Raw genomic sequence first — 22,900 nt, 5'->3', positions numbered from 1 at the left:
GGCCCAGCGCAGGGGACTGCCGCAGGGGCTCCGACAGCACCACTGCGGCTGGCGTCGCTGCCCGTTCCTTTCGGCCGTCGTGGTCCGGCTTGACCGGACCACCCATCCCGCCACGTGTCACTCTGCGCCGGGCCGAACGGTAGGCCCTACGGTCAAGCCGGAGGGCGACGGCGGTGAGGAGGCGACCGCTCCCTCAGCCGAGCGGCTCGCCCGGCACCGTTTCCCCGAACACCTCCTCGAACGCCACCCGCATCACCGCATCCACCTCGGCCATGGTCACTGGAAGCCCGAGGTCGGCGAGGCTCGTGACGCCATGCTCGCGCACGCCGCAGGGGACGATGCCGCCGAAGTGGCTGAGGTCCGGCTCCACGTTCAGCGAGATGCCGTGGAACGTCACCCAGCGGCGCACGCGGATGCCGATGGCGGCGATCTTGTCCTCTCCGCCGCCCTTCCGGCGCACCCACACGCCCACCCGGTCTTCCCGCCGCTCGCCGGTGACGTTGAAGGCCGAGAGGGTGCCGATGATCCAGGCCTCCAGCGCGCTCACATAGCGCCGCACGTCCGGCGAGCGGCGCCTGAGGTCGAGCATGGCATAAGCCACCCGCTGGCCAGGGCCGTGGTAGGTGAACTGGCCGCCCCGGCCCGTCTCGTAGACGGGGAACCGCGCGTCCACGAGGTCCTCCGGCCGGGCGCTGGTGCCGGCGGTGTAGAGCGGTGGATGCTCCAGCAGCCAGACGCATTCCGCCGCGGTGCCTTCGGCGATGGCGGCGGCGCGCGCCTCCATGGCGGCAAGAGCCTCCGGGTAGGGCACGAGACCATCGCTCACCACCCACTCCACCGGCGGAGCGGAAGAATCGAGCGGACGGAAATCGGTTTCCAGGCTGGCGCGGGGCGTGGCTGCGGTGGGGGCGCTGGCGTTCATGCGAACTGCTTTAATCCATCCGCGCGTCCGGTCCAGCCCCGCCGTCACAGGGTTCGCGGAACCGTCATCCACAGGCCGGGCGCTGTGGTGCAGCTTACCTTTGCCGGGCACTTGTGGCGGCACATTCGATCTGTTAGACGATGGCCCCCGGCCGGAAGCGGTCCTCTCCCGAGGAACCTGAGACCGGTGCCATCCCTGACTGCGGTCGTGGCGGAATTGGTAGACGCGCTAGCTTGAGGTGCTAGTGGGGAGACCCGTGGAGGTTCGAGTCCTCTCGTCCGCACCAGGTTGATCTGGCTTTTGAAAAAGGCCCTCTCCGGCTTCCGGCGAGGGCCTTTTTCGTTTCCGGGCTTGCGTCCGTCAAAGCCGGGAGAACACCCGCAGCAGCACGAGGCCGCCGGCGACGACGAGCAAGGCACCGATGCAGGTATCGGCGGCCAGTCGCATTTTCAGATAAAGGCGGCGGGCAGGCGGAGCCGAGAAGAGCAGGGCGAGGACGCCGAACCACCCGGCGGCCACTGAAAACACCAGAAGGGGGCTGGCGAACATGGCCTCCCGTCCGGCCGCCGCGGCGAGCAGTCCGCCCGAGGCCAGGAAGAACGACAGCGACATGGGGTTGGTCGCTGCCGTGAGGAAGCCGAGCCGAAACGCTTCGCGCCCGGTGCGCTGGACGACGGCCTGGGGCGCCGTCCCCGCGTGACCGCGCGACATCCAGACCTCAAGCAGGCAGCTGATTCCCGCCCGCAGAAGAAGCGCGGCGTAGAGCAGGCAGAACGCCAGCTGGAGCCACCCCAGATCGCCCGAGGGATTAATCCCGCTCAGAAAGACGAGGCCGATAACCACTGTGGTGACATTGGCCGTGGCACCGGCCGAGACACCGAGCGCGGCGGCCATTCCGATGGGCCAGCCCGCAAGGCTCGCACGGCTCACCACGAGGAAGTTCGCGCCCGGGACCAGAACCATGGCCGCATAGGTGCCCGCGAAGACCAGCAGGGCAGGGGTTGCGTCGGACATGCCATCGTCTCCGCAGTTCGTGCGGAGGCATATGCACACCCTGGTGCCACAAGCGCTTCCCTCAAACGCTGGATGCCGCTGCGATGCGTGGACGAACCTTCACCGCGTGTCGCGGATCAGGAGGCCGGCTTGGGAACGATGTGAACGACGCTATAGCCGTTCTGCTTCAAGGCCTTGAGGAAGGCGGGAATCATTGCCGCGGTGTAGGGCTTGGTGTCGTGAAACAGCACGATGCCGCCGCCCGTCGCCTCCAGGCGCTTCATGATGAGGTCCAGCTCGGCCTCCGGCGTCATCACGTTCCAGTCGCTGGCCCATAGGTCCGCACCGAACACGGCGATGCCCTTCGTCTCAAGATAGGCCAGCAGCTGCGGCGTCGAGGCGAATCCGGGGAAGCGGAAGAAGGGCACGCGGGGCGCCGTCCCGGCCGCGCCATAGGCCGCCGCATCGTCGGCGGCCATGCCGCGTTCGATCTCCTTCACCGCCGCATCGGAGGGGATTTTCGCCAGCGTCGCAGCGGGATGGGTCATGGTGTGGTGGGCGACCGTGTGGCCTTCGGCCAGTTCCCGCTTCACCAGTTGCGGTCGGGCACGGGCATTTTCGCCGATGAGGAAGAAGGTGGCGCGCACGCACTCCGCCTTCAGCGCATCGAGCACGGCGGCCGTGGTGGTCGGCCATGGTCCGTCATCGAAGGTCAGCACGACCTCCTTCGGCGCCAACGGAAGGGTGTCGGGGAAGGACTTCTTGCCGACGCGCAGGCCCCTGGGGTCGATCTCCATCACCCGCGATGTTCCCAGCGCCTCCGGCCCGCAAGCGAGCACCTGCCCCGGCGCGCAGAGCAGGAGGGCGGCAGCCGCCAGAAGAAGGCGCCGTGCGCGGGCCGGCTGCTTCATTCCCGCCTCCCGTCAGCCGTGAGTGAACGGCCAGGCGGGGCTCTGGCCCACCTGTCCGCGGTGGCGGATGAGGTGGTCGGCCAGCACGCACCACACCATGGCCTCGCCCACCGGCACGGCGCGGATGCCGACGCAGGGATCGTGCCGGCCCTTGGTGAAGATCTCGGTCTCGTGGCCGGCGCGATCCACGGTCTGGCGCGGCGTCAGGATGGAGGAGGTCGGCTTCACCGCGAATCGCGCGACGATGGGGGCGCCGGTGGAGATGCCGCCGAGGATGCCACCCGCATGGTTCGCGAGGAAGTGCGGTCGCCCCTCGTTGCCGAGGCGCATCTCGTCCGCATTCTGTTCGCCGGTGAGGCGGGCGGCGTTGAAGCCCTCGCCGATCTCGACGCCCTTGGCGGCATTGATGCCCATGAGGGCGGAGGCGAGATCGCCGTCGAGCTTGGCATAGAGCGGGGCGCCGAGGCCGGGCGGCACGCCCTCCGCCACCAACTCCACCACCGCGCCAACCGAGGAGCCGGCCTTGCGGATGCCGTCGAGGTATTCCTCGAACAGTGGCACGGTTCCCGGGTCGGGGCAGAAGAAGGGGTTGTTGCCCACTTCGTCCCAGTCCCAGCGGGAGCGGTCGATCTCGATCTCGCCGATGCGCACCACCGCGCCACGCACGGTCACGCCGGGCAGCACCTTGGCGGCGATGGCACCGGCAGCGACCCGGGTCGCCGTCTCGCGCGCCGAGGAGCGGCCGCCGCCACGATGGTCGCGGATGCCGTATTTGATGTCGTAGGTGAAATCCGCATGGCCGGGGCGGTAGGCGCCGGCGATGTCGGCATAATCCTTGGACCGCTGGTCCACGTTCTCGATCAGCAGCGCGATGGGCGTGCCGGTGGTGACGAGGCCGCCCTCGGGATGGGGCAGGGTGCCGGACAGCACCTTCACCTCGTCCGGCTCCCGGCGCTGGGTGGTGAAACGCGACTGGCCGGGGCGCCGCCGGTCGAGCGCGGCCTGCACGTCCTCGACGGTGAAGCGCACGTTGGGCGGGCAGCCATCCACCACGCAGCCGATGGCGACCCCATGGCTTTCGCCGAAGGTGGTCACGCGGAACATGTGGCCGAAGGTGTTGAACGACATGGCGGCTTCAGGTCCTAGAGATGCTTCCGGCTCAATAGACGAGGATGGCCTGCAAGGAAACGATCAAGGGAATATCCCGCCCCCGCCGGCATTTGTGGCACCGCAGTCACACAGGAGGGGCATCCTGTGCTATGACGTGCGCCGACGGAGCACCACACCCCCGCCATGCCACTACTCGAAATCCTGATCGTCCTCGTCCTCGTTCTCATCAACGCCGTTCTCGCAGCAGCGGAATTGTCGATCGTCTCGTCTCGCCCCGCACGGCTGAAGACGCTGGCCGATCGCGGGAACAAGGGGGCGAAGGCGGCCATGCGGCTGGCGGAGGACCCCGGCCGCTTCCTCTCCACCGTCCAGATCGGCATCACTCTCATCGGCATCCTGGCCGGCGCCTTCTCCGGCGCCAGCCTGGGCGATCTCCTGGGCGAGACGTTGCGGGAGGCCGGCCTCCCCACCGGCATCGCCCACCCGCTGGGATATACGGCGGTGGTGGTGGCCATCACCTATGTGTCGCTGGTGATCGGCGAACTCATTCCCAAGCGGCTGGCCCTGCAGAATGCCGAGCCGCTGGCGTGCGTCGTCGCGCCGCTGATGGTCACGCTCTCCAAGGTCTCGGCGCCCATGGTGTGGCTGCTCGACGCCTCCACCCGCGCGGTGCTGGCGCTGCTCGGCCGGGGCGGCAGCCGCTCCAGCTCGGTCACCGACGAGGAAATTCGCGCCATCATTACCGAGGCCGAGACGGCGGGCGTCATCGACCCCGCCGAACGGCGCATGATCTCCGGCGTGATGCGCCTTGCCGACCGGCCGGTGACGGCCATCATGACACCGCGTCCCGATGTGGAGTGGGTGGACATCTCCAAGGATGCCGAGGAGGTGCGCCATGTCCTCCTCACCACACCGCACTCGCGCCTGCCGGCCTGTGACGGTTCGCCTGAGGAGACCATCGGCGTCATCCAGGCCAAGCGCGTCCTCGACGCCTATCTGAAGGGCGAGCGGCCAGACCCGCGCCAATATGTGCAGACGGTGCCCTTTATCGTGGAGAACGTCGGCGCGCTCGAGGCCATGCGCGTGCTGCGCGGCGCCGAGGTGCCTATGGCCATCGTCGTGGACGAATACGGCGACATGGCCGGCGTGGTGACCGGCTACGACCTGCTGCTCGCCATCACCGGGTCCGTGGAAGCCGGCCATGAGCCGGGCGACGCCCATGTGGAGCGCCACGTGGTCGAGCGCCACGACGGCAGCTATCTCGTGGCGGGTGACACCCCGGTGGACGAACTGCGCGACCTGCTCGACGTCGCCTTGCCCACCGACGAGGGTTTTCACACCGTGGCGGGCTTCGCCCTGTCCCACCTCAAGGAATTGCCGGAGGAGGGTGAGGTGTTCACCGCGCTCGGCTGGCGATTTGAGATTGTGGATATGGACGGCCGCCGCATCGACAAGCTGCTGGTCTCGCGGCCCCACGTGCTGCACCGGCAAGAGGTTGCCGGGCAGGGCTGAGGCCGCTGGGCAGGGGTGAGGCCTGCCCAGCGCATCGTACCGTTCACTGGCGCGTCAGTCCCGCCGCGCCAGCGAGCGCAGAAAGCCCTCGTATTCCTCGGTCAGCTCCATATCCACGCCGAAGGCATTCTTCAGCAGGATGTTGGCGATGAAAGGCTGATCGTTCCGCTTCTCTTCCAGCGTGTCCCGCAGCACGGGCACCGTGTCCTCGATGTGCTTGAGGAAGGCGATGCCCTTCTCCAGCGTCTCGGTCCATTTGGCCCGGTGCCACAGGGCCAGCGGGTACATGATCTCGTGGACGAAATTGGATTTGCGCGCCTTCTCGAAGAAGCGCAGCCCCGCGCTCCAGTTCTCCTTGGCCCGCAGCGGCGGGGGTGGGATGTCGCCCAGCAGCATCTTCTTGCCGGCTTGCCCCACGAAATCCTCGAGCGTGATGGGCGTCTCGATGTTGGTGCGGAAGTGCCAGAGGGCGAAGTTGCCCGGATATTCCTTGCCCCAGGCCTCGATGAAGGCGGCCTCCACCTTGTCCACCGCGGACTTGTCGCCTTTCAGCGCTGCGGTCATGCAGAAGGCGAACATGGCGTCATTGGCGACATTGTGCACGCCGCCGTTGGCGAGATCGGCCGGGCTGAGGGTGGGGGTCTTGCCGTCGGCCGGAACCGTCGCATCGCCGGCGCGCAGGGCGGTGATGAACTTGGTGATCTCCAGCCAGCCCATGTAGTTGGCGATGAAGGCATCCGGATCCACATGGACGATGGCGAGGTTGAGCGGCATCTTCCGCTTCTGCAGTTCGGCCATGTCGGTCATGAAAAGTCCCCCCGGGGCTCGGGTGAAAAGGCGTCAAGAAAAGACCCCGCCCGTCGCGTTCACGACACGGGCGCCGGGCCTACCGGTTTGACGCAGCAAGAAAAATGCCAAGGGGAGAGTGGGGGCGGGCGGCTCGGCCGCTCAGTCTGCGACCTCGAACCCGCCGCGCGACACGACGTAGACCGCGCCCTGACGCACCGGAAGATTGGAGGCTTCGGCCTCCGGCATGCCGGCCTTCACATGCAGCAGCGCACGGATGACGCCGCCATGGGTGACGATCACGGCGTCATCCTCGATCTCGGCGCAGGCCGCGCCGACGCGCTCGCACAGGGTGCGGTAGCTCTCGCCGCCGGGGGGCGCGAAATTCCAGGGGTCGAGGTCGCGCCGGCGCACGGCCTCATAATCGCGGCGGCGCAGCTCGGGCCAGGTCTGGCCTTCCCAGATGCCGAAGGAGATTTCGGCGAAGCGCACGTCGGTCTTGAACTCGCCGACCGGAAGATCGAGTCCGGTGCGCAGGATGCGCATGGTTTCCACCGCCCGCGAGAGGGGGCTGGAGACATAGGTGAGCGCGCGCGTGTCTCCCGCCAGCTGGGCGAGCACGCGGCCCACCTGACCCGCCTGGATGCGGCCGAGCGTGTTCAGCGGCACGTCGCGGCGCCCCTGGAGCCGGCCCACCACATTCCAGTCGGTCTCGCCATGGCGGACGAGAAAAAAGCGTCGCGTCGTCATCTCTCTCCGGCCCGCCCCGTCGGGCGCGGCATCACTCAGCGCGGCGGAATCGCGACTACGTGGTCGTACCATTCGCCGCGCGGCGGGTAGGTTACGCGCAGCTTGAGGGTCGAGCCCGGCGCGGCCTTGCCCTTGAAGCTGACGATGAGCCCCTTCGCCGGCTGGCCGATGCACTTGGTCGTGCGCCCGCCATCGATTCCGGTGGCGACGAAGCGGCCATACTGGATGCTGACCTTGCCGCCGGGCGGGGCCGAGAGGACCTGGATGTTGGGAATCTGCGTTTGCTGGCAGTTGTAGTCGGACGTGCCGGCAGCGAAGACCGCGCTCCGGCTGCCGCCGCCCCCGATCATGAAGCTCACGCCATACTCGGACGGGTTTACATAATCCGGGAAGATCGCACCGCCGGGTCCAAATACGCGATCTCGGAGAGGGTACTGCTGGAAGGTCGGCGGGCTCTGCGCCAGCGCCGCCCCGGCAGACACGAGCATTCCCGCGGAGACGGCAACGGCGAGGGCGAAACGGGCGGCCCGGGTATCAAGCGCCGACATCGTGAGTCTCCTTTGTGGGCGCGCGCCGTGATCAATCGCGGACGAGGGCGAGGTCCGGCGCGTCGGGATGCTTCATGCCCACAATATGGTACCCGGCATCCACATGATGCACCTCGCCGGTCACACCCCGCGACAAATCGGAGAGGAGATAGACGCCCGCATCGCCGACTTCATCGGTGGTGACGGTGCGGCGGAGCGGCGAGTTCAGCTCGTTCCACTTCAGAATGTAGCGGAAATCGCCGATTCCAGAAGCGGCCAGCGTCTTGATGGGGCCGGCGGAGATGGCATTCACGCGGATCGCCTTGGGGCCGAGGTCAGCGGCCAGATACCGCACGCTGGCCTCGAGCGCAGCCTTCGCGACGCCCATGACGTTGTAGTGGGGCATCCACTTTTCCGCGCCGTAATAGGTGAGCGTGATGAGGGAGCCGCCATTGGTCATCAGCTTTTCCGCCCGCTGCGCGACAGCGGTAAAGGAGTAGCAGGAGATGAGCATGGTCTTGGTGAAATTGTCCGCCGTGGTTTCCACATAGCGGCCGTCCAACTCGTCCTTGTTGGAGAAGGCGATGCAGTGGATGACGAAATCGAGGGTGCCGAACAGGCGCTCGGTCTCAGCGAAGACGGCATCCAGCGTCTCCGGCTCGGTCACGTCGCAGTGGCCGACGAGATGGCCGCCCAGTTCCGCCGCCAGCGGCTCGACCCGCTTCCGCAGCGCCTCGCCCTGGTAGGTGAGGGCCAGCTCGGCGCCATGGGCCCGCGCGGACTTGGCGATTCCATAAGCGATGGATCGATTGTTGGCGACACCGAGAATCAGCCCGCGCTTGCCCTTCAGAAGACCGCTCGCGAAACCGTCCGTCGCCATAGACCCAACTCCACATGCTCAAGCCATTGAAACCCATGGCGCCGCCCGAGGACGCACCATGAGCGCGCTTCCTATGGCATGGGGCCATCCACCGTTCAAGCGAAGCTGGCGCACCATGCCCCTTGCATCCCCCAGGAGCGGATGCTAGATGCGGCGCCTCTGGATCGGAGTGTAGCGCAGTCTGGTAGCGCACCACGTTCGGGACGTGGGGGTCGCAGGTTCAAATCCTGCCACTCCGACCAGATGAAAATCCGGCCTCGCCGGAAGCCCTGTCCCCCTCCCTGCTGAAATCTTTTCCCGCTGCGCGGCACGAACTTCGTTGTGCGGCAGGCTTTGTTCGCCGGCACGCGGTTGCAGAGGCCATATTTACCGTCTCATGGTAAATGGCCCTCATGTGGTCCTTCTTCCGCCGCCCCGCGCCCGCTCTCATCCCCCACCGAATCGTGAGTCTCGGCGCGGTGTGCGAGGTCGCGTACCAGGTGCGCCGCCTCACCCGGTCAGAGCGGGCATATCCCTTCGACTGGTGGGTCACGCCGCTCGGCAGCGTCCTCAAGGTGCTGGAGGCAGGGGCGCCTGCGGTGTTCGAGGCTGCGAACCTCATGAAGGTGCCGGATTATGGCGGCGTGCCCGCGCTCTATTCGCAGCTGTCCGGCACTATTCACCGACATGAGTTTCCAGCCGGCGAGGACTATCTCGCCCTCGGCGAGGCAGAGATGGCGGCGCGGTTGATTCCCAAGTACGAGGCGCTGCAGGCGAGGCTGGTGAACGACTGCGCGGAAGGCACGACCCTCTTCGTGCGCCAGTGCCTGCCGGCGCACGACCCAAAGGACGCCGCGCTCGAGGAGACCCTCGACCAGATCCATGCCGCGCTCGCTACGTTCGCCGCAGACCCGCGGCTGCTGCTTCTGGACTATGCGCCGGTGCAGCCCCGACCGTGGCTGATGACGGCTTCAGTCCCCCGCCTGCGTGACTATAACGATCTCGGCTCCCGACGCGGATGGAATCGGACCTTCCGGACGCTCGGGATCGCCTGTCGACCCGGCAGAAAATTCCGATTCGATGATCTGACTGAAACGCTCGAATCGTCCCGCTGATTCGCCCTCCGCCTCACACACTCCCGCGCAGACGCCAGGCGGCGAGGGCGAAGAGGGAGCAGGCGAGGGTTGCGAACAGGGCAAGGCCGTGCGGATGGATCTGCATGGCAAATCCCGCTCCCAGCGGGCCGACCAGGGCGCCGAGGCCCCAGAACAGGCCCGAGACCGCATAAATGCCCACGAGGTCGCCGCCCCTGAAGCGGCTGCCCACCAGCGTAATCATGATGGTGTAGATGCCCACGAAGGCCCCGCCCCACACGAACAGCAGGGCATAGGTCGCCACCGCGCTGCCGAGCGCGAAGGGCCATACCGCCGCGCCAACCGCAGAGACGACCGCGAGCAGGATGACCAGCCGTCGCCGGTCCATGGTGTCGCCGAGCCATCCGATGGGCAGCTGGAGGATGATGGCGCCGATCATCATCACCGACATCAGCCGCGTCGCGTGCTCCTCCGCCCAGCCGAGTCCCACCGCATAGAGCGCGAGGAAGGAAAGCCCGGCCGTCTCGATAGCTGCGTTCAGCATGGTCGCCGAGAGGGCCAGAGGCGCGAGCCGCACGAAGCGCATGGGGTTGCCGATGGTCGGCTCATCGAAATGCGGTGCGATCACCTTCGGGGATGCGACGAAAAGGGCAGCCAGCAGCGCGACGCCGGCTCCGAGCAGATAGGGTGCCGCCCCTTCCGTTCCGACCAGCGAAAGAATCAGCGGGCCGAGGGCAAGCCCCACCGAGAGCGCGGCCGTATAGGCCGCCATGGAACGGGCGCGGGTGCTCTCGGTGGAGAGCGCGTTGATCCAGGTCTCCGAGGTCACGAACAGCGCCTCCGCGGCCATGCCCAGGAACAGGCGCAGCACGAACCAGAGCCAGATGGCGGGCATGACGGGAAAAACCGCCAGGACCAGCGCCGACAGGGCAATGGACATCAGAATCAGGCGGCGCGGGCCGAATGCGGCGACCATCCGCGGCAGCGCCACCGCCGTCACCAGAACCCCGACCGCGTGCATGGCGGCGTTCGCGCCGATGGCCGCCTCGCTGAGTCCCCGGGCGGCGAGATCAAAGGCGATCAGCGGGGCGCTCAGGGAATAGGTGAGGCCGAAAACCATGGCGGTCGCGATGACGGCGCCACGGGCCAGGACGGTGGATGCGTCGGGGAGCCCAGCGGGGGCAGGTTCGATGCTCTGATGGGTCACGGACGCACAGGCTCCGCCGGCCGGGTATTTCGTGGCGTGGGTGTGGGGCGCCCGGCGGCAAGGCGGCGCAGGAAGTCCCTCAGCCGGTGCGCGAAGGGCGGCGGCGCCGGCTCGATGATGCGCTTCATGGTGCTGGCGTAATCGAGCACGAGGCCGGGTGTCCAACTCATGGCCTCCGCCCGCGAGCGGATGTAGGCCGCCGCCCAGACGTCCGGATTGAACATGAGGGTCGCCACGCGCAGCCAGGGCATGCGGCTCGCAAGGCTGCCCTCCAGCGCGGAATCGAGCGCGGCGGCCACCGCGACCGAGCAGTTCCGGTCGGTGAGGTTGTAGGTGTCCACCTGCCGGTAGCCGGCCCAGAACGCCATGAGACGCCGCGCATCGAAGCGGGTGAACTCCACCTTTCGATCGGCCTCGCACCAATTCGCGCATTCGTAGGCGTAGGACGGCTGGAATCGGCCTTTCACGTCGTTTTCCGAAGAGGCGCGCAGGATGCGGGCGAATTCCGCCGGTGGGTGCTCGATCTCCTCCGCTGGGTAATGGCTGATGTAGAGGTCGGGCTTCAGTTCAAGCGAGGCATGGCCTGTCGAAATCGCACCGTTGCGGTCCACCGCCGCTATGTAGCGATCAATGACCGGATGATGGTCCTTCACGTCGGCGGAGCCGGTGGGCGTCCAAACCCGCACGGTCATCGGACCTTCCCAAGGGGGGAGGGGGCCGGTGTCGTCGACGATCACCGGCGCGTTGTCGTACCAGTCGCGGCCGCCATAAATGGGCAGGCTCAGGATCGTCATCTCGGCAAGGTGGGCCCGCAGCATGAGGCTCGCGCGCAGAATGATCCAGCCGGACATCAGCGTGAGCATGGCCACCGCGAGCGGCACCTTGAGCTCGTGGGCGAGGGGCCAGTGGCTGCCGATGAACAGGGCCAGAAACAGCTCGATCACGCCGACAGCTACGGTCGATCGCCACAGGCGAAACCTGACCACCGCCGAGGTGACGATGCGGGCGGCCCCGTCCACGAGGAAGGCAGCGCCGAACAGCAGCGACAGCGCCATGCCGTTCCGGGACGGGTAATCCAGAATGAAGGTTCCGATGAAGATCAACGCGGCGGCGCGCCCGAGGGCCAGGACGCGGCTGCGCGTGCCCGAAAAGGCGAAGGCCGTGAGGAGCCCCAATACGCCTTCGAACACGAAGACGCCGCCGAACACCTGCGTCGCCACCGACATGGTGCCGTCCATGGCGTCGAGGAGGATCAGTATGCCGACAAGGAAGAGCGCTGCCGAAAGCAGGGTGAGCACCCACCAGCGGTCGCGCAATGCACGGGCTCCGACAAGGAGGAAGGCAAGCTTAACCATAGCGGGGCGTGGGTCACTTTGCGGAAACTGCCGCAAGATGACGGTAAAGGGATCAAGAACGCAAGTCGTTCGCGCCAGCTTTGCGCGGGCTATCGGAACTTCGCGGTGGGTCTCGTGTTCGGCTTAAGAACGCTAGACCATCGAGGGGTATTGAGATGACGAACGCGGATATGGATCGACTGAAGACCGATGCGTCGGGCAACACCGGCCTCAGCGCCGTCCTCGCCGAGGCGGTGGAGGGATTTTCCTCCACGGACGATGCGGTGCGCTTCCTTGCCTCGCGCGGGTTCGACGTGACGACATCGGACCTCGCCGCCGCCGCCAGCGATGGAGCAACGCCGGCGGAAGCGGAGGAAGTGGAGGAAGACGGCTATGGCGCGCTGATGCGGTTCGTCCGGCGCGCCTGAGCCCTCACAGGATGGTGCCGTGGAGGAATAGCCACGCCACGGAAAAATAGATCACGATGCCGGTCACATCGACCAGCGTCGCAATGAAAGGCGCGGACGCGGACGCCGGGTCGAAGCCGAGGCGCTTCAGCAGGAACGGCATCAGCGAGCCTGCCAGCGAGCCGAAGGTGACGATGCCGATCAGCGCGGCGCCGATGGTGACGGCCAGAAGCTTCCAGTACTCGCCGTAGTCGAACAGCCCGGTCTGCTGCCAGACAATGATGCGGATGATGCCGATGACACCGAGGATCGTGCCGAGCGTGATGCCCGTGGGCAGTTCGCGCAGGGCGACGCGCCACCAGTCGCGCAGCCGCACCTGGTGCAGCGCGAGGGCGCGGATGATGAGCGAGGTGGCCTGCGACCCCGAATTGCCGCCCGAGCTCATGACGAGCGGGATGAACAGGGCCAGCACGATCGCCTTTTCCAGTTCATCGGAGAAGAACTGCATCGCGCTCGCCGTGAACATCTCGGAGATGAACAGGATGCACAGCCACCCGGCGCGCTTGCGGATCATCTCCTTGAAGGAGATTTCCAGATAGGGCTCGTCGATGGCCTCCATGCCGCCCATGCGCTGGACGTCCTCGGTCTGCTCCTCGATCATGGCGTCGATCACGTCGTCGACCGTCACGATGCCGAGGACATGGCCAGTGGTGTCCACCACGGGCACGGCAAGGAAGTCGTATTTGGAGATGGTGCGCGCCACCTCCTCCTGCGGCAGGTTCGGCGGGACGGTGATGGGGGTGTAGGGGTTCGCGACCGACAGGATCGAATCGCCCGGGTTGCCCGAGATCAGCCGGCGCAGCGAAACCGTGTTCACCAGCCGGCGGGTCCCCGGCGACAGGACATAGATGGCGTAGACCGTCTCGCGGCTGCGCTCCACCTCGCGGATATGGTCGAGGGTCTGCTGCACCGTCCAGTTGGAGGGCACCGAGACGAACTCGGTGGTCATCAGGGCGCCCGCGGTCCCCTCGGGATAGGTGAGCAGGTGGTCGATGGCGACCTGCGCCTCGGTGCTGAGCGCGTCCCGGAGGCGGCCTTTCGCCGGCTCCTCGATCCAGCGGAGCACATCAGCGGCCCGGTCAGCGGACATGCCTTCCAGAATGCCCACTGCCTTTTCCTGCGGCAGTGCCTCGATCACCTCGCAGGCATCGTGAAACTGCGGCTGGTCCAGCACCTCGATCGCCCATTTGAGCGGCATATGCGAAACCACGCCGGTCGCTTCCTCGGCTGTCTTGCCGTTCAGGAATTCGACGATGTCGGCGACATGCTCGTGCCCGAGCCGCGAAGCGATAGCCGCGTCGGTCATATGGGTGTGTCCCGGTTCGAGGGGATGTTCAAGCGGGATCGGCCTCGACAAAAGCAAGGTGCCGGTCCAGCCGACCCATATCGGATAATCGCCATTTAATACAAGGGGATGAAACACGGCCGGGACAACCGGCCGCGTTGACCTCACGGCACGCCTTTAGGTCAGCTCGGCGCGCGGTCTGAGCCGGGTTCAGGCGGGTGCGAAAGTCCCGTCGTCGCCCAGCATCTCCAGACGGCCGGTGGCGACGCCGAAATAGGCGCCGTGGAGCATGAGGTCGCCCTGTGAGACCCGTTCCGCGACCCAGGGGAAGCTGGCCAGATTGGCAAGCGAGAGCTTGACGCAGCACTGCTCGCAGAAGCGCTGCCGCTCGTCGGCGGGAAGGTTTGCGTCTTCCGCCATGAGGCGCGCTGGCTCGGCGATCTTCATCCAGCCGGCCACGAAGTCCTCGGCGCCGGGAGGGGCCCCGTCGAGCAGCGCATGGATGCCGCCGCACTGGGCGTGGCCGAGCACCATCACCTGCTTCACCCTGAGCACCCGCACCGCGAACTCGATGGCTGCCGACGTGCCGTGATAATTGGCATCGGGCATGAACGGCGGGACGAGATTGGCGACGTTGCGCACGACGAACATCTCGCCCGGGCCGGCATCGAAGATCATCTGCGGATCGACGCGGCTGTCCGAGCAGGCGATCACGAGCGTTTCCGGCTTCTGGCCACGCGCCGCCAGCCGTTCAAACAGCAGCTTGCGCTCAGGCCATGCCGTTTCGCGAAACCGTTGGTAGCCCGAGATCAGTTCGTCCACGCCATCGCTCCTTCCGCTTGTCGGGCAACGGAAGTCTGAGCTTGCGGGACAAGTCAAGGGCATTGGCGCCAGGCGGAGCGGAACCCGATTTCCCTTTGCCACGTTCTCATGGCGACGGTCTGGAAACGTGTGGAGCCAACAACATGCGCGGTATTCTGCTTTGGATCATGGGCGTTCCGATCTCGGTCATCGTCCTTCTCTATCTCTTCAACGTCCTCTGACGTGATTTGCCGAGCGCGGCCATCGCCGCGCTCGGCGACGGTTTGGACGGCTGAAGCGGAAGGGGCCAACCCGGCCGATTAATTTATGGGCAGACGAGTCCGATGCATCATCGACCGGAAGAGGGCGCCGCCCGTAGATCGGCGGTATCTTGATGTGCCAGAGCGTGCATTCAAATTGCCCAGCGCGGTCGTGGCGCATACTTAACCAAGGCGTCATCCCAGTATTGATGAATTCGTAGGCACTCCTCCTCGCCGCACGCCGCTCCGGTCCAGAAGGGCGCGGGCGAGGTATGGTGTTGTGCCCGGCTGAGCGGCGCCGCCTGCCTTGGCACGCGCCTTGCTCACTCTCCGCTGGTCGGCCCGCCCGGGCCGTCGGAATAGGGGAGAGAGCGCATGCTCGGTTTGCTGGGACGGACGACCAGAAGGGGATTCGGGGCGCTCGCCGCTGCCGCCGTCGTCGCGGGCACGATGGGAGTGGGCGCGGCACGGGCCGAGGACACCATCAAGGTCGGCATCCTGCATTCACTGTCGGGCACCATGGCCATCAGCGAGACTACGCTGAAGGACGTGATGCTCATGCTCATCGAAGAGCAGAACAAGAAGGGCGGCCTCCTGGGCAAGAAGCTCGAGGCCGTGGTGGTGGACCCGGCCTCCAACTGGCCGCTGTTTGCTGAAAAGGCCCGCGAGCTCATCACCAAGGACAAGGTCGCGGCCGTGTTCGGCTGCTGGACCTCCGTGTCCCGCAAGTCCGTGCTCCCGGTCTTCAAGGAGCTGAACAACATCCTCTTCTACCCCGTCCAGTACGAGGGCGAGGAGAGCGAGCGGAACGTCTTCTACACCGGCGCCGCGCCGAACCAGCAGGCGATCCCGGCGGTCGACTACCTCGCCAACGAGGAGAAGGTGGAGCGCTGGGTGCTCGCGGGCACCGACTATGTCTATCCCCGCACCACCAACAAGATCCTCGAAGCCTATCTGAAGTCCCGCGGCGTGAAGGCCGAGGACATCATGATCAACTACACGCCGTTCGGTCATTCCGACTGGCAGACGATCGTGTCCGACATCAAGAAGTTCGGCTCCGCCGGCAAGAAGACCGCCGTGGTGTCCACCATCAATGGTGACGCCAACGTGCCCTTCTACAAGGAGCTGGCCAACCAGGGCATCAAGGCGACCGACATCCCGGTCGTGGCCTTCTCGGTGGGCGAGGAAGAACTCGCCGGCATCGACACCAAGCCGCTCCTCGGCCACCTCGCGGCGTGGAACTACTTCATGTCCATCGATACGCCCGAGAACAAGGCGTTCATCGACAAGTGGCACGCCTTCACCAAGAACCCGAAGCGCGTCACCAACGACCCGATGGAAGCCCACTACATCGGCTTCAACATGTGGGTGAAGGCGGTTGAGAAGGCCGGCACGACCGATCCGGACAAGGTGATCGCCACCCTGCCGGGCATCGAGCAGGCCAACCTCACGGGCGGCGTCTCCCAGATGCTGCCGAACCACCACATCACCAAGCCGGTCTTCATCGGCGAGATCAAGGACAACGGCCAGTTCGACGTGGTGTGGAAGACCAAGGACCTGATCCCCGGCGAAGCCTGGTCCAAGTACCTCGAAGGCTCGAAGAACCTCGTTGCCGACTGGGTGAAGTACAATTGCGGCAACTACGACACCACCACGAACAAGTGCCTGGGCGCCGCCGCGAAGTAAGCGGCTGCCACTTGGCGGGGATCATCCGGTCCCCGCGTTTTTCCAGCTTCACGTTTCATCTCGACCTCTCGTACCGTCCTTCGGGGCGCCCCTTCCTCTCCCCGCAAGGGGAGGGGAAGCCCTGCTGCACTCCCGATTAAGGGCCGCCGGCATGGCCGGCCGCGCCGGAGCGGATGACCTGAATGATGCGGCTGCCCCTTTCCGTCCCGACGGCTCACGTCTCTCCCTCGCGCACCCTGCGAAACCTGTTTCTGGCCCTTTTCGCCGTGTTGATGGCCGGGATCTTCGCCTCGGCCCCGGTTCGCGCGCAGGGCCAGCCGGACATCTCCGGCATCGTCGCCAAATTCGGCAACGACAGCTATTCCGACACCACTGACGCCATCGCCGCGCTCGCCACCTCGGGCAGCCCGCAGGCGGCTGCCGTCGTGGAAGCGCTGGCTGCCGGCACCCTGCTGTATGATCCGGCGACAAAGGCCGTCTTCATCCGCACCTCCGGCGGCATGGCCGATGCGGCCACCGGCACCATCGTCGGCAATGCCCCGGCCAATCTGTCTCCGGTGCGGGCCAACAACCGCGTCCGCCGCGCGCTGGACGCCGCGGCCGGTGCACTCACGCTGCTCAACCCAGATCCGGCAAAGCGGCTCGATGCGGCGGGCGCCGTGTTCAAGTCGCGTGACGCTGCGGCTCTCCCCACGGTCGAGGCGGCCATCGCCAAGGAGACCGTGCCGGCGGTGAAGGCCGCGCTGGCGCAGGCGCGCGCCGCCATCCTCATCGGCAAGGCCGACGCGCCCGAGGCCGACCGCCGCGCCGCCATCCAGCTCATCGCCGCGCGCGGTGATCAGGAATCCATCAGCCTGCTGCGCAGCCTGCCCGCGAATTCGCCTCCGGCCCTCAAGGCTGCAGCGGAGGCGGGGATCACGAAGGCCGAGGAGAGCCTCAAATTCTGGGCCGTGGCGCAGAACGTCTGGTACGGCCTCTCCCTCGGTTCCGTGCTGCTGCTGGCGGCCATCGGCCTCGCCATCACCTTCGGCGTGATGGGCGTCATCAACATGGCCCATGGCGAGATGGTGATGCTTGGAGCCTACACCACCTTCGTGGTGCAGGAACTCATCCGCCAGAAGGCGCCTTATCTGTTCGACTGGTCGCTCACCATCGCCCTGCCGCTGGCCTTCCTGTTTACCGCGCTGGTGGGCATCCTCATCGAGCGCACGGTCATCCGCTTCCTCTACGGCCGGCCGCTGGAAACCCTGCTCGCCACCTGGGGTGTCTCGCTGATCCTCCAGCAGGCGGTGCGCAGCGTGTTCGGCCCGACCAACCAGGAGGTCGGCGCCCCCTCCTGGATGTCCGGCGCGTTCCAGATCGGGCAATTGTCCATCACCTACAACCGGCTCTGGATCATCTGCTTCGCGCTGATCGTGTTCTTCACCCTGCTGCTGGTGCTGAGGCGAACGCCGCTCGGCCTCTATGTGCGGGCGGTGACGCAGAACCGGCGCATGGCCGCGGCCATGGGCATCCGCACCGGGCGCATCGATGCGCTCACCTTCGGCCTCGGCTCGGGCATCGCCGGCATCGCCGGCGTGGCGCTCTCGCAGATCGACAATGTGAGCCCCAACCTCGGTCAGGGCTACATCATCGACAGCTTCATGGTGGTGGTGTTCGGCGGCGTCGGAAACCTCTGGGGGACGTTGGTCGGCGCCTTCACGCTGGGCGTGGCCAACAAGCTGCTGGAGCCCTTTGCCGGCGCCGTGCTGGGCAAGATCCTGCTGCTCGTCTTCATCATCCTGTTCATCCAGAAGCGCCCGCGCGGCCTGTTCGCGCTCAAGGGCCGGGCGGTGGAATCATGAACCGCACCCGCATCATCGACCGCACCGGCGGCATCTTCCTTATCGTGGTGCTGGCGGCGGGGGTACTCATCCCCGCGTCCAACCTGCTGCTGCCTGCCGGCAATCCGCTGCATGTGCCGGACTACATGATCCCGCTGCTCGGCAAGTATCTGTGCTACGCGCTGCTCGCCGTGTCGGTGGACCTCGTGTGGGGCTATTGCGGGGTGCTGTCCCTCGGCCACGGCGCCTTCTTCGCCCTCGGTGGCTACGCCATGGGCATGTACCTCATGCGCCAGATCGGGACGCGCGGCGTCTATGGCAATCCGGTGCTGCCCGATTTCATGGTGTTCCTGAACTACAAGGAACTGCCCTGGTTCTGGGAAGGCTTCAACATCTTCCCGTTCGCCATGCTCATGGTGGTGCTTGTGCCAGGGGCGCTCGCCTTCGTGTTCGGCTGGTTCGCCTTCCGCTCGCGCGTCACCGGCGTCTATCTGTCCATCATCACGCAGGCGATGACCTTCGCGCTCATGCTCGCCTTCTTCCGGAACGACATGGGCTTCGGCGGCAATAATGGCCTCACCGATTTCAAGGACATCCTGGGCTTCCCGATCGCCGCCCCCTCGACACGCCTGACCCTGTTCTTCCTCTCCGCATTGGCCTTAGCGGCGGGCTATCTGCTCTGCCGGGCGCTCGTCACCTCCAAATACGGCAAGGTGCTGGTGGCTGTGCGCGACGCGGAGAGCCGCACGCGGTTCCTCGGCTACCGGGTGGAGAACTACAAGCTGGTCGCCTGGGTGCTCTCGGCCATGCTGGCCGGCGTCGCCGGGGCGCTCTACGTGCCGCAGGTGGGCATCATCAACCCGTCCGAATTCGCTCCGGCCCAGTCCATCGAGATGGTGATCTGGGTGGCGGTGGGTGGCCGCGGCACGCTGGTGGGGGCGGCGCTTGGCGCGCTGATCGTCAATGCCGGCAAGACCTGGTTCACCGGCGTGCTGCCGGAGGCCTGGCTGTTCGCCCTCGGTGCGCTGTTCGTGCTGGTGACCCTGTTCCTGCCCAAGGGAGTGCTCGGCCTTGCGGCGAACATCTCCGAGAAGTGGAAGGCCCGCCGGCCGTCCTCTGAGCCCACACCCAGCGCGACACCGGCGGAGTGAGCCCCATGAGCATGCTGTCTCCCTCCACCGATCCCTATGCCGTCAAGTCGCAGGGTGCGCTCTCGCTGGAGGCTGAACTCGGCTTCCTGAAAGACGAGCAGCCCGCCCCGGACCGAATGGCCCTGACCTCGGCGCTGCTCTATCTCGACAACATCACCGTCTCCTTCGACGGCTTCCGGGCGCTGAACGCGCTCTCCCTCGTCATCGGCGAGGCGGAGATGCGGGCCATCATCGGCCCCAACGGCGCGGGCAAGACGACGATGATGGACGTCATCACCGGCAAGACCCGGCCCAACCAGGGCGTCGCCCTGTTCGCCGGCACCAACGACCTCACCACCCTCAACGAGGCGTCCATCGCCCAGCTCGGCATCGGCCGGAAATTCCAGACCCCGACCGTATTCGACATGCACTCCGTGGAGGACAACATCCTCCTCGCGGTGAAGGCCGACCGGCGCCCCTTCGCAAACATCGAGTGGAACCCGAGCCGGCACGAGCGCGAGCGGGTGGAGGAGCTTCTGGAGCGCGTGCGCCTGAAGGACAGCCGCTACCGCCGCGCCGGCGACCTCTCCCACGGCCAGAAGCAGTGGCTGGAGATCGGAATGCTGTTGGCGCAGGAGCCGCGCCTGCTCTTGGTCGACGAGCCCGCCGCCGGCATGACCGACCAGGAGACGGCGGACACCGCCGTGCTCCTCAAGGAAATCGCCAAGACCCACTCGGTGGTGGTGGTGGAGCACGACATGCAGTTTGTGCGCGACCTCGACGTGAAGGTCACGGTGCTGCACGAGGGCTCGGTGCTGGCCGAAGGTCCGCTCGATCAGGTGAGCGCCGACGAGCGCGTCATCGAAGTCTATCTGGGGAGGTGAGGCCATGCTGAAGGTGGAAAACCTCGACCTCTATTACGGCGCCGCCCATACCCTGAAGAAGGTGTCGGTCTCGGCCGAGGCGGGCAAGGTGACGTGCGTGCTCGGCCGCAACGGCGTGGGCAAGACGTCCCTGCTGCGCGCCATCGTCGGCCAGCGGCCCATTGCCGGCGGCTCCATCACGCTGGACGGGAAGGAGATCTCCAAGCTCTCCACCCCCGACCGCGCGGCGATGGGCATCGGCTTCGTGCCGCAGGGGCGGGAGGTGTTCCCGCTGCTGTCGGTGAAGGAGAATCTGGAGACGGGCTATGCCCGGCTCTCTGGCAAGGAGAAATATGTGCCGCAGGAGGTGTTCGACCTCTTCCCGGTGCTGAAATCCATGCTCCGGCGGCGCGGCGGCGATCTTTCCGGCGGTCAGCAGCAGCAGCTCGCCATCGGCCGCGCCCTCGTCACCCGCCCGCGCCTCCTGGTGCTGGACGAGCCGACCGAGGGCATCCAGCCCTCCATCATCAAGGACATCGGCCGCGCCATCTCCTATCTCAGGGACAAGGGTGACATGGCCATCGTGCTGGTGGAGCAGTATTTCGAGTTCGCCCGCGACCTCGCCGACAGCTTCATCCTGATGGATCGCGGCGAGGTGGTGGCGAGCGGGGACAGGAGCGGGCTTGATGGCGACGATGTCCGCCGCCTCATGGCGATCTGACGAAACGTCGGCCCCCCTCCCGCCCCAGCGCCAGCGCAGCGAAGGTCGCGTTCGCATTGCCGCCGCGCAGTTCGGCGCGGTGACGCGCGTCGCCGACCTCGCGGAGGGCGGCGCCATGCGCCTGCGCGTTCCACGCGGCGGGCCGGGGCTGGAAGCCGTCATCGTCAACACCGCCGGCGGGGTCTGTTGCGGCGACCGTTTCACCATCGAAGCGTCGGCCGGGCCGCGCGCGCACCTCACTGTCGCGACACCGGCCGCCGAGAAGGTCTATCGTTCCGATGGGCCCTTGGCGGATATCTCGGTGACGCTGGCGGCAGCGGAAGGCGCGCGGCTGGAATGGCTGCCGCAAGAAACCATCCTGTTCGACCGCGCCCGCCTGAAGCGCCGCTACGAAGTCGACCTCGCGCCCGACGCGACCCTGCTCTCCTTCGAGGCGCTCATGCTCGGCCGTCTTGCGCATGGCGATGCTATGGGGGAGGGCCATCTGGAGGACCACTGGCGCATCCGGCGTGCTGGCGGGCTCATCTTCGCCGACGCCTTCCGCCTGTCCGGCCCCATCGGCCCGCTGCTGGAGCGCCCGGCGGTTGCTGCAGGCGCGCGGGCGCTGGCGACGCTCCTCTACATCGCGCCCGACGCCGAGGCGCGTCTGGAGGAGGCGCGGGCGCTGATGGAGAACGTGCCGATGAGCGTTCCCTGCGAGGCCGGCGCCAGCGCCTGGAACGGCATTCTCGCCGTACGCTGGCTCGCTCCGGACATCGGGACGTTGCGCCGGGCCGCGACCTCGTTTCTGATGGCCTTCCGAAAGGCTCCGCTGCCCCGGGTGTGGGCCACCTGATGCTCGTTCAAGGAGAGATGCCGTGCTGCTGACGCCGCGCGAGAAGGACAAGCTCCTGGTCGCCATGGCCGCCGAGGTGGCGCGCAAGCGCCTCGCGCGTGGCGTGAAGCTGAACCATCCGGAAGCGGTCGCGCTCATCACCGATTTCGTGGTGGAGGGGGCGCGCGACGGCCGCACCGTCGCCGATCTGATGGAGGCCGGTGCCAAGGTGCTCACCTCGGATCAGGTGATGGACGGCATTGCGGAAATGATCCACGACATCCAGGTGGAGGCGACCTTTCCGGACGGCACCAAGCTCGTCACCGTCCATCACCCCATCCGTGGCACGCCATCGGAGAGCGTGCCCGGGGAGTTGCTGCCGCAGGAAGGCGACATCCATTTCAACGAGGGCGCCGAGCGGGTTCACCTCACCGTCGCCAACACCGGCGACCGGCCGATCCAGGTGGGCAGCCACTACCATTTCTTCGAGACCAACCCGGCGTTGGACTTCGACCGGGACAAGGCGCGCGGCATGCGCCTCGACATCGCCCCCGGCACGGCGGTGCGCTTCGAGCCGGGCGCAACGCGGGACGTGACGCTGGTGCCGTTCGGCGGCAAGCGGGAGGTCTACGGCTTCCGCGCCGCCATCCAGGGAGGGCTCTGACATGGCGGTTCAGCACTATTCCGGCGGATGCCAGTGCGGCGCTGTCCACTATGAAGTGGATGTCGATCTCGACCGCACGGTGACCTGCAACTGTTCCCGCTGCCGGCGCGTCGGCGGCATCCTCGCCTTTGCACCGGCGAGCGCCTTCACCCTCACATCGGGGGAGGGCAAGACCACCGAATATCTCTTCAATACCGGCAAAATCCACCACCTGTTCTGCACCACCTGCGGCATCGAATCCTTCGCCCGCGGCACGGCGCCCGATGGCACCGAGACGGTGGCGGTGAACGCCCGCTGCCTCGATGGCGTGGACCTCAAGAGCCTTCACCCCATCGAATACGACGGCGCCAGCAAGTAATCCCCGGCCCGCATGCGCGAGAT

23 protein-coding genes and 2 tRNA genes are annotated in these 22,900 nt (G+C 66.8%); 13 read left to right on the top strand and 12 right to left on the bottom strand.

Going from position 1 to position 22,900, the window contains the following annotated elements; all coding sequences use genetic code 11:
- Positions 1-193: 193 nt before the first annotated feature.
- A complete protein-coding gene (gene lipB / locus ACT54R_RS23085; protein WP_476330658.1) occupies positions 194-922 on the bottom strand; it encodes a lipoyl(octanoyl) transferase LipB in 729 nt (242 codons plus the stop codon).
- 201 nt (positions 923-1,123) lie between these two features.
- Here lipB and ACT54R_RS23080 point away from each other — a divergent pair.
- Positions 1,124-1,208, top strand: a tRNA-Leu gene (locus ACT54R_RS23080).
- A gap of 74 nt (positions 1,209-1,282) precedes the next feature.
- On the opposite strand, the gene ACT54R_RS23075 is transcribed toward ACT54R_RS23080, so the two are convergent.
- The 3 genes from ACT54R_RS23075 to aroC all read right to left on the bottom strand — a co-directional run bounded on the left by ACT54R_RS23075 (position 1,283) and on the right by aroC (position 3,954).
- A complete protein-coding gene (locus tag ACT54R_RS23075) occupies positions 1,283-1,936 on the bottom strand; it encodes a LysE family transporter (protein WP_476330655.1) in 654 nt (217 codons plus the stop codon).
- Positions 1,937-2,052: 116 nt separating this feature from the next.
- On the bottom strand, positions 2,053-2,826 hold the full coding sequence (locus ACT54R_RS23070; protein WP_476330652.1) for a polysaccharide deacetylase family protein: 774 nt from the start codon (positions 2,824-2,826) through the stop codon (positions 2,053-2,055).
- Positions 2,827-2,838: 12 nt separating this feature from the next.
- Entirely contained in the window at positions 2,839-3,954 is a 1,116-nt protein-coding gene (gene aroC, locus ACT54R_RS23065; RefSeq protein WP_476330649.1) for a chorismate synthase, read from the bottom strand.
- A gap of 165 nt (positions 3,955-4,119) precedes the next feature.
- On the opposite strand from aroC, the gene ACT54R_RS23060 reads away from it, so the two are divergent.
- The gene (locus ACT54R_RS23060; RefSeq protein WP_476330646.1) at positions 4,120-5,448 is read left to right on the top strand and encodes a hemolysin family protein; all 1,329 of its coding nucleotides are present in this window, start codon (positions 4,120-4,122) and stop codon (positions 5,446-5,448) included.
- Positions 5,449-5,502: 54 nt separating this feature from the next.
- Here the strand turns inward: ACT54R_RS23060 and ACT54R_RS23055 are convergent, their stop codons facing one another.
- From ACT54R_RS23055 to fabI, 4 genes are all read right to left on the bottom strand, one after another.
- Positions 5,503-6,255 carry a hypothetical protein gene (locus ACT54R_RS23055; protein WP_476330643.1) on the bottom strand — a complete coding sequence of 251 codons (753 nt, stop codon included), beginning with the start codon at positions 6,253-6,255 and terminating at the stop codon, positions 5,503-5,505.
- A 141-nt stretch (positions 6,256-6,396) separates the two neighbouring features.
- Positions 6,397-6,984, bottom strand: a complete 588-nt coding sequence (locus tag ACT54R_RS23050) for a histidine phosphatase family protein (protein ID WP_476330640.1) — start codon at positions 6,982-6,984, stop codon at positions 6,397-6,399.
- Positions 6,985-7,019: 35 nt separating this feature from the next.
- Positions 7,020-7,532, bottom strand: coding sequence for a hypothetical protein (locus tag ACT54R_RS23045; protein ID WP_476330637.1), 513 nt, complete (start codon positions 7,530-7,532; stop codon positions 7,020-7,022).
- Between the two features lie 31 nt (positions 7,533-7,563).
- Positions 7,564-8,391 carry an enoyl-ACP reductase FabI gene (fabI, locus tag ACT54R_RS23040; RefSeq protein WP_024278954.1) on the bottom strand — a complete coding sequence of 276 codons (828 nt, stop codon included), beginning with the start codon at positions 8,389-8,391 and terminating at the stop codon, positions 7,564-7,566.
- A 165-nt stretch (positions 8,392-8,556) separates the two neighbouring features.
- Between fabI and ACT54R_RS23035 the strand changes: the two genes are divergently transcribed.
- Positions 8,557-8,633 (top strand) — tRNA-Pro (locus tag ACT54R_RS23035).
- A 150-nt stretch (positions 8,634-8,783) separates the two neighbouring features.
- The gene (locus tag ACT54R_RS23030) at positions 8,784-9,485 is read left to right on the top strand and encodes a DUF1796 family putative cysteine peptidase (protein WP_476330635.1); all 702 of its coding nucleotides are present in this window, start codon (positions 8,784-8,786) and stop codon (positions 9,483-9,485) included.
- Positions 9,486-9,498: 13 nt separating this feature from the next.
- Here ACT54R_RS23030 and ACT54R_RS23025 read toward each other — a convergent pair whose 3' ends face one another.
- The gene (locus ACT54R_RS23025) at positions 9,499-10,671 is read right to left on the bottom strand and encodes an MFS transporter (RefSeq protein WP_476330632.1); all 1,173 of its coding nucleotides are present in this window, start codon (positions 10,669-10,671) and stop codon (positions 9,499-9,501) included.
- On the bottom strand, positions 10,668-11,987 hold the full coding sequence (locus ACT54R_RS23020; protein WP_476330629.1) for an HdeD family acid-resistance protein: 1,320 nt from the start codon (positions 11,985-11,987) through the stop codon (positions 10,668-10,670). The genes ACT54R_RS23025 and ACT54R_RS23020 overlap by 4 nt, the downstream gene beginning before the upstream one ends.
- A gap of 194 nt (positions 11,988-12,181) precedes the next feature.
- Here ACT54R_RS23020 and ACT54R_RS23015 point away from each other — a divergent pair, with 194 nt between their 5' ends.
- A complete protein-coding gene (locus ACT54R_RS23015; protein ID WP_168457881.1) occupies positions 12,182-12,433 on the top strand; it encodes a hypothetical protein in 252 nt (83 codons plus the stop codon).
- A 4-nt stretch (positions 12,434-12,437) separates the two neighbouring features.
- Here ACT54R_RS23015 and mgtE read toward each other — a convergent pair whose 3' ends face one another.
- Positions 12,438-13,778 (bottom strand): magnesium transporter, encoded by a 1,341-nt coding sequence (gene mgtE / locus ACT54R_RS23010; protein WP_476330626.1) that lies wholly within the window; start codon positions 13,776-13,778, stop codon positions 12,438-12,440.
- Between the two features lie 189 nt (positions 13,779-13,967).
- Entirely contained in the window at positions 13,968-14,579 is a 612-nt protein-coding gene (locus ACT54R_RS23005; RefSeq protein WP_476330623.1) for a carbonic anhydrase, read from the bottom strand.
- Positions 14,580-15,268: 689 nt separating this feature from the next.
- Here ACT54R_RS23005 and urtA point away from each other — a divergent pair.
- From urtA to ACT54R_RS22965, 8 genes are all read left to right on the top strand, one after another.
- Entirely contained in the window at positions 15,269-16,504 is a 1,236-nt protein-coding gene (gene urtA, locus ACT54R_RS23000) for an urea ABC transporter substrate-binding protein (RefSeq protein ID WP_476330892.1), read from the top strand.
- Between the two features lie 185 nt (positions 16,505-16,689).
- The gene (gene urtB / locus ACT54R_RS22995) at positions 16,690-18,348 is read left to right on the top strand and encodes an urea ABC transporter permease subunit UrtB (protein ID WP_476330889.1); all 1,659 of its coding nucleotides are present in this window, start codon (positions 16,690-16,692) and stop codon (positions 18,346-18,348) included.
- On the top strand, positions 18,345-19,478 hold the full coding sequence (gene urtC / locus ACT54R_RS22990; protein WP_476330620.1) for an urea ABC transporter permease subunit UrtC: 1,134 nt from the start codon (positions 18,345-18,347) through the stop codon (positions 19,476-19,478). Before urtB ends, urtC begins: the two co-directional genes overlap by 4 nt.
- 116 nt (positions 19,479-19,594) lie before the next feature.
- Positions 19,595-20,341: an urea ABC transporter ATP-binding protein UrtD gene (urtD, locus tag ACT54R_RS22985; RefSeq protein WP_476330886.1), complete on the top strand. Its 747-nt coding sequence runs from the start codon at positions 19,595-19,597 to the stop codon at positions 20,339-20,341.
- A 4-nt stretch (positions 20,342-20,345) separates the two neighbouring features.
- Positions 20,346-21,041: an urea ABC transporter ATP-binding subunit UrtE gene (gene urtE / locus ACT54R_RS22980; protein ID WP_168457876.1), complete on the top strand. Its 696-nt coding sequence runs from the start codon at positions 20,346-20,348 to the stop codon at positions 21,039-21,041.
- Positions 21,007-21,876: an urease accessory protein UreD gene (locus ACT54R_RS22975; RefSeq protein ID WP_476330617.1), complete on the top strand. Its 870-nt coding sequence runs from the start codon at positions 21,007-21,009 to the stop codon at positions 21,874-21,876. Before urtE ends, ACT54R_RS22975 begins: the two co-directional genes overlap by 35 nt.
- Before the next feature lie 22 nt (positions 21,877-21,898).
- Entirely contained in the window at positions 21,899-22,519 is a 621-nt protein-coding gene (locus tag ACT54R_RS22970; RefSeq protein ID WP_476330614.1) for an urease subunit gamma, read from the top strand.
- 1 nt (position 22,520) lies between these two features.
- The gene (locus ACT54R_RS22965) at positions 22,521-22,877 is read left to right on the top strand and encodes a GFA family protein (protein WP_476330611.1); all 357 of its coding nucleotides are present in this window, start codon (positions 22,521-22,523) and stop codon (positions 22,875-22,877) included.
- The last annotated feature ends 23 nt before the right edge of the window (positions 22,878-22,900 follow it).

Source organism: Xanthobacter sp. DMC47, assembly GCF_056313845.1.
The sequence above is the reverse complement of the archived record's forward strand: the minus strand, read 5'-3'. Positions and strand labels throughout refer to the sequence as shown.

What these genes read in the sequence shown, in the direction of transcription:
- ACT54R_RS22965 (WP_476330611.1), top strand. Translation starts at nt 22,521, where the DNA reads ATGGCGGTTCAGCACTATTCCGGCGGATGCCAGTGCGGCGCTGTCCAC.
- urtD (WP_476330886.1), top strand. Translation starts at nt 19,595, where the DNA reads ATGGCCCTGACCTCGGCGCTGCTCTATCTCGACAACATCACCGTCTCC.
- fabI (WP_024278954.1), bottom strand. Translation starts at nt 8,391, where the DNA reads ATGGCGACGGACGGTTTCGCGAGCGGTCTTCTGAAGGGCAAGCGCGGG.
- ACT54R_RS23030 (WP_476330635.1), top strand. Translation starts at nt 8,784, where the DNA reads ATGTGGTCCTTCTTCCGCCGCCCCGCGCCCGCTCTCATCCCCCACCGA.
- ACT54R_RS23055 (WP_476330643.1), bottom strand. Translation starts at nt 6,255, where the DNA reads ATGACCGACATGGCCGAACTGCAGAAGCGGAAGATGCCGCTCAACCTC.
- aroC (WP_476330649.1), bottom strand. Translation starts at nt 3,954, where the DNA reads ATGTCGTTCAACACCTTCGGCCACATGTTCCGCGTGACCACCTTCGGC.
- urtA (WP_476330892.1), top strand. Translation starts at nt 15,269, where the DNA reads ATGGGAGTGGGCGCGGCACGGGCCGAGGACACCATCAAGGTCGGCATC.
- ACT54R_RS23050 (WP_476330640.1), bottom strand. Translation starts at nt 6,984, where the DNA reads ATGACGACGCGACGCTTTTTTCTCGTCCGCCATGGCGAGACCGACTGG.
- urtC (WP_476330620.1), top strand. Translation starts at nt 18,345, where the DNA reads ATGAACCGCACCCGCATCATCGACCGCACCGGCGGCATCTTCCTTATC.
- ACT54R_RS22975 (WP_476330617.1), top strand. Translation starts at nt 21,007, where the DNA reads ATGGCGACGATGTCCGCCGCCTCATGGCGATCTGACGAAACGTCGGCC.
- mgtE (WP_476330626.1), bottom strand. Translation starts at nt 13,778, where the DNA reads ATGACCGACGCGGCTATCGCTTCGCGGCTCGGGCACGAGCATGTCGCC.
- ACT54R_RS23070 (WP_476330652.1), bottom strand. Translation starts at nt 2,826, where the DNA reads ATGAAGCAGCCGGCCCGCGCACGGCGCCTTCTTCTGGCGGCTGCCGCC.
- ACT54R_RS23045 (WP_476330637.1), bottom strand. Translation starts at nt 7,532, where the DNA reads ATGTCGGCGCTTGATACCCGGGCCGCCCGTTTCGCCCTCGCCGTTGCC.
- ACT54R_RS23015 (WP_168457881.1), top strand. Translation starts at nt 12,182, where the DNA reads ATGACGAACGCGGATATGGATCGACTGAAGACCGATGCGTCGGGCAAC.
- ACT54R_RS23060 (WP_476330646.1), top strand. Translation starts at nt 4,120, where the DNA reads ATGCCACTACTCGAAATCCTGATCGTCCTCGTCCTCGTTCTCATCAAC.
- urtB (WP_476330889.1), top strand. Translation starts at nt 16,690, where the DNA reads ATGCGGCTGCCCCTTTCCGTCCCGACGGCTCACGTCTCTCCCTCGCGC.
- lipB (WP_476330658.1), bottom strand. Translation starts at nt 922, where the DNA reads ATGAACGCCAGCGCCCCCACCGCAGCCACGCCCCGCGCCAGCCTGGAA.
- urtE (WP_168457876.1), top strand. Translation starts at nt 20,346, where the DNA reads ATGCTGAAGGTGGAAAACCTCGACCTCTATTACGGCGCCGCCCATACC.
- ACT54R_RS23075 (WP_476330655.1), bottom strand. Translation starts at nt 1,936, where the DNA reads ATGTCCGACGCAACCCCTGCCCTGCTGGTCTTCGCGGGCACCTATGCG.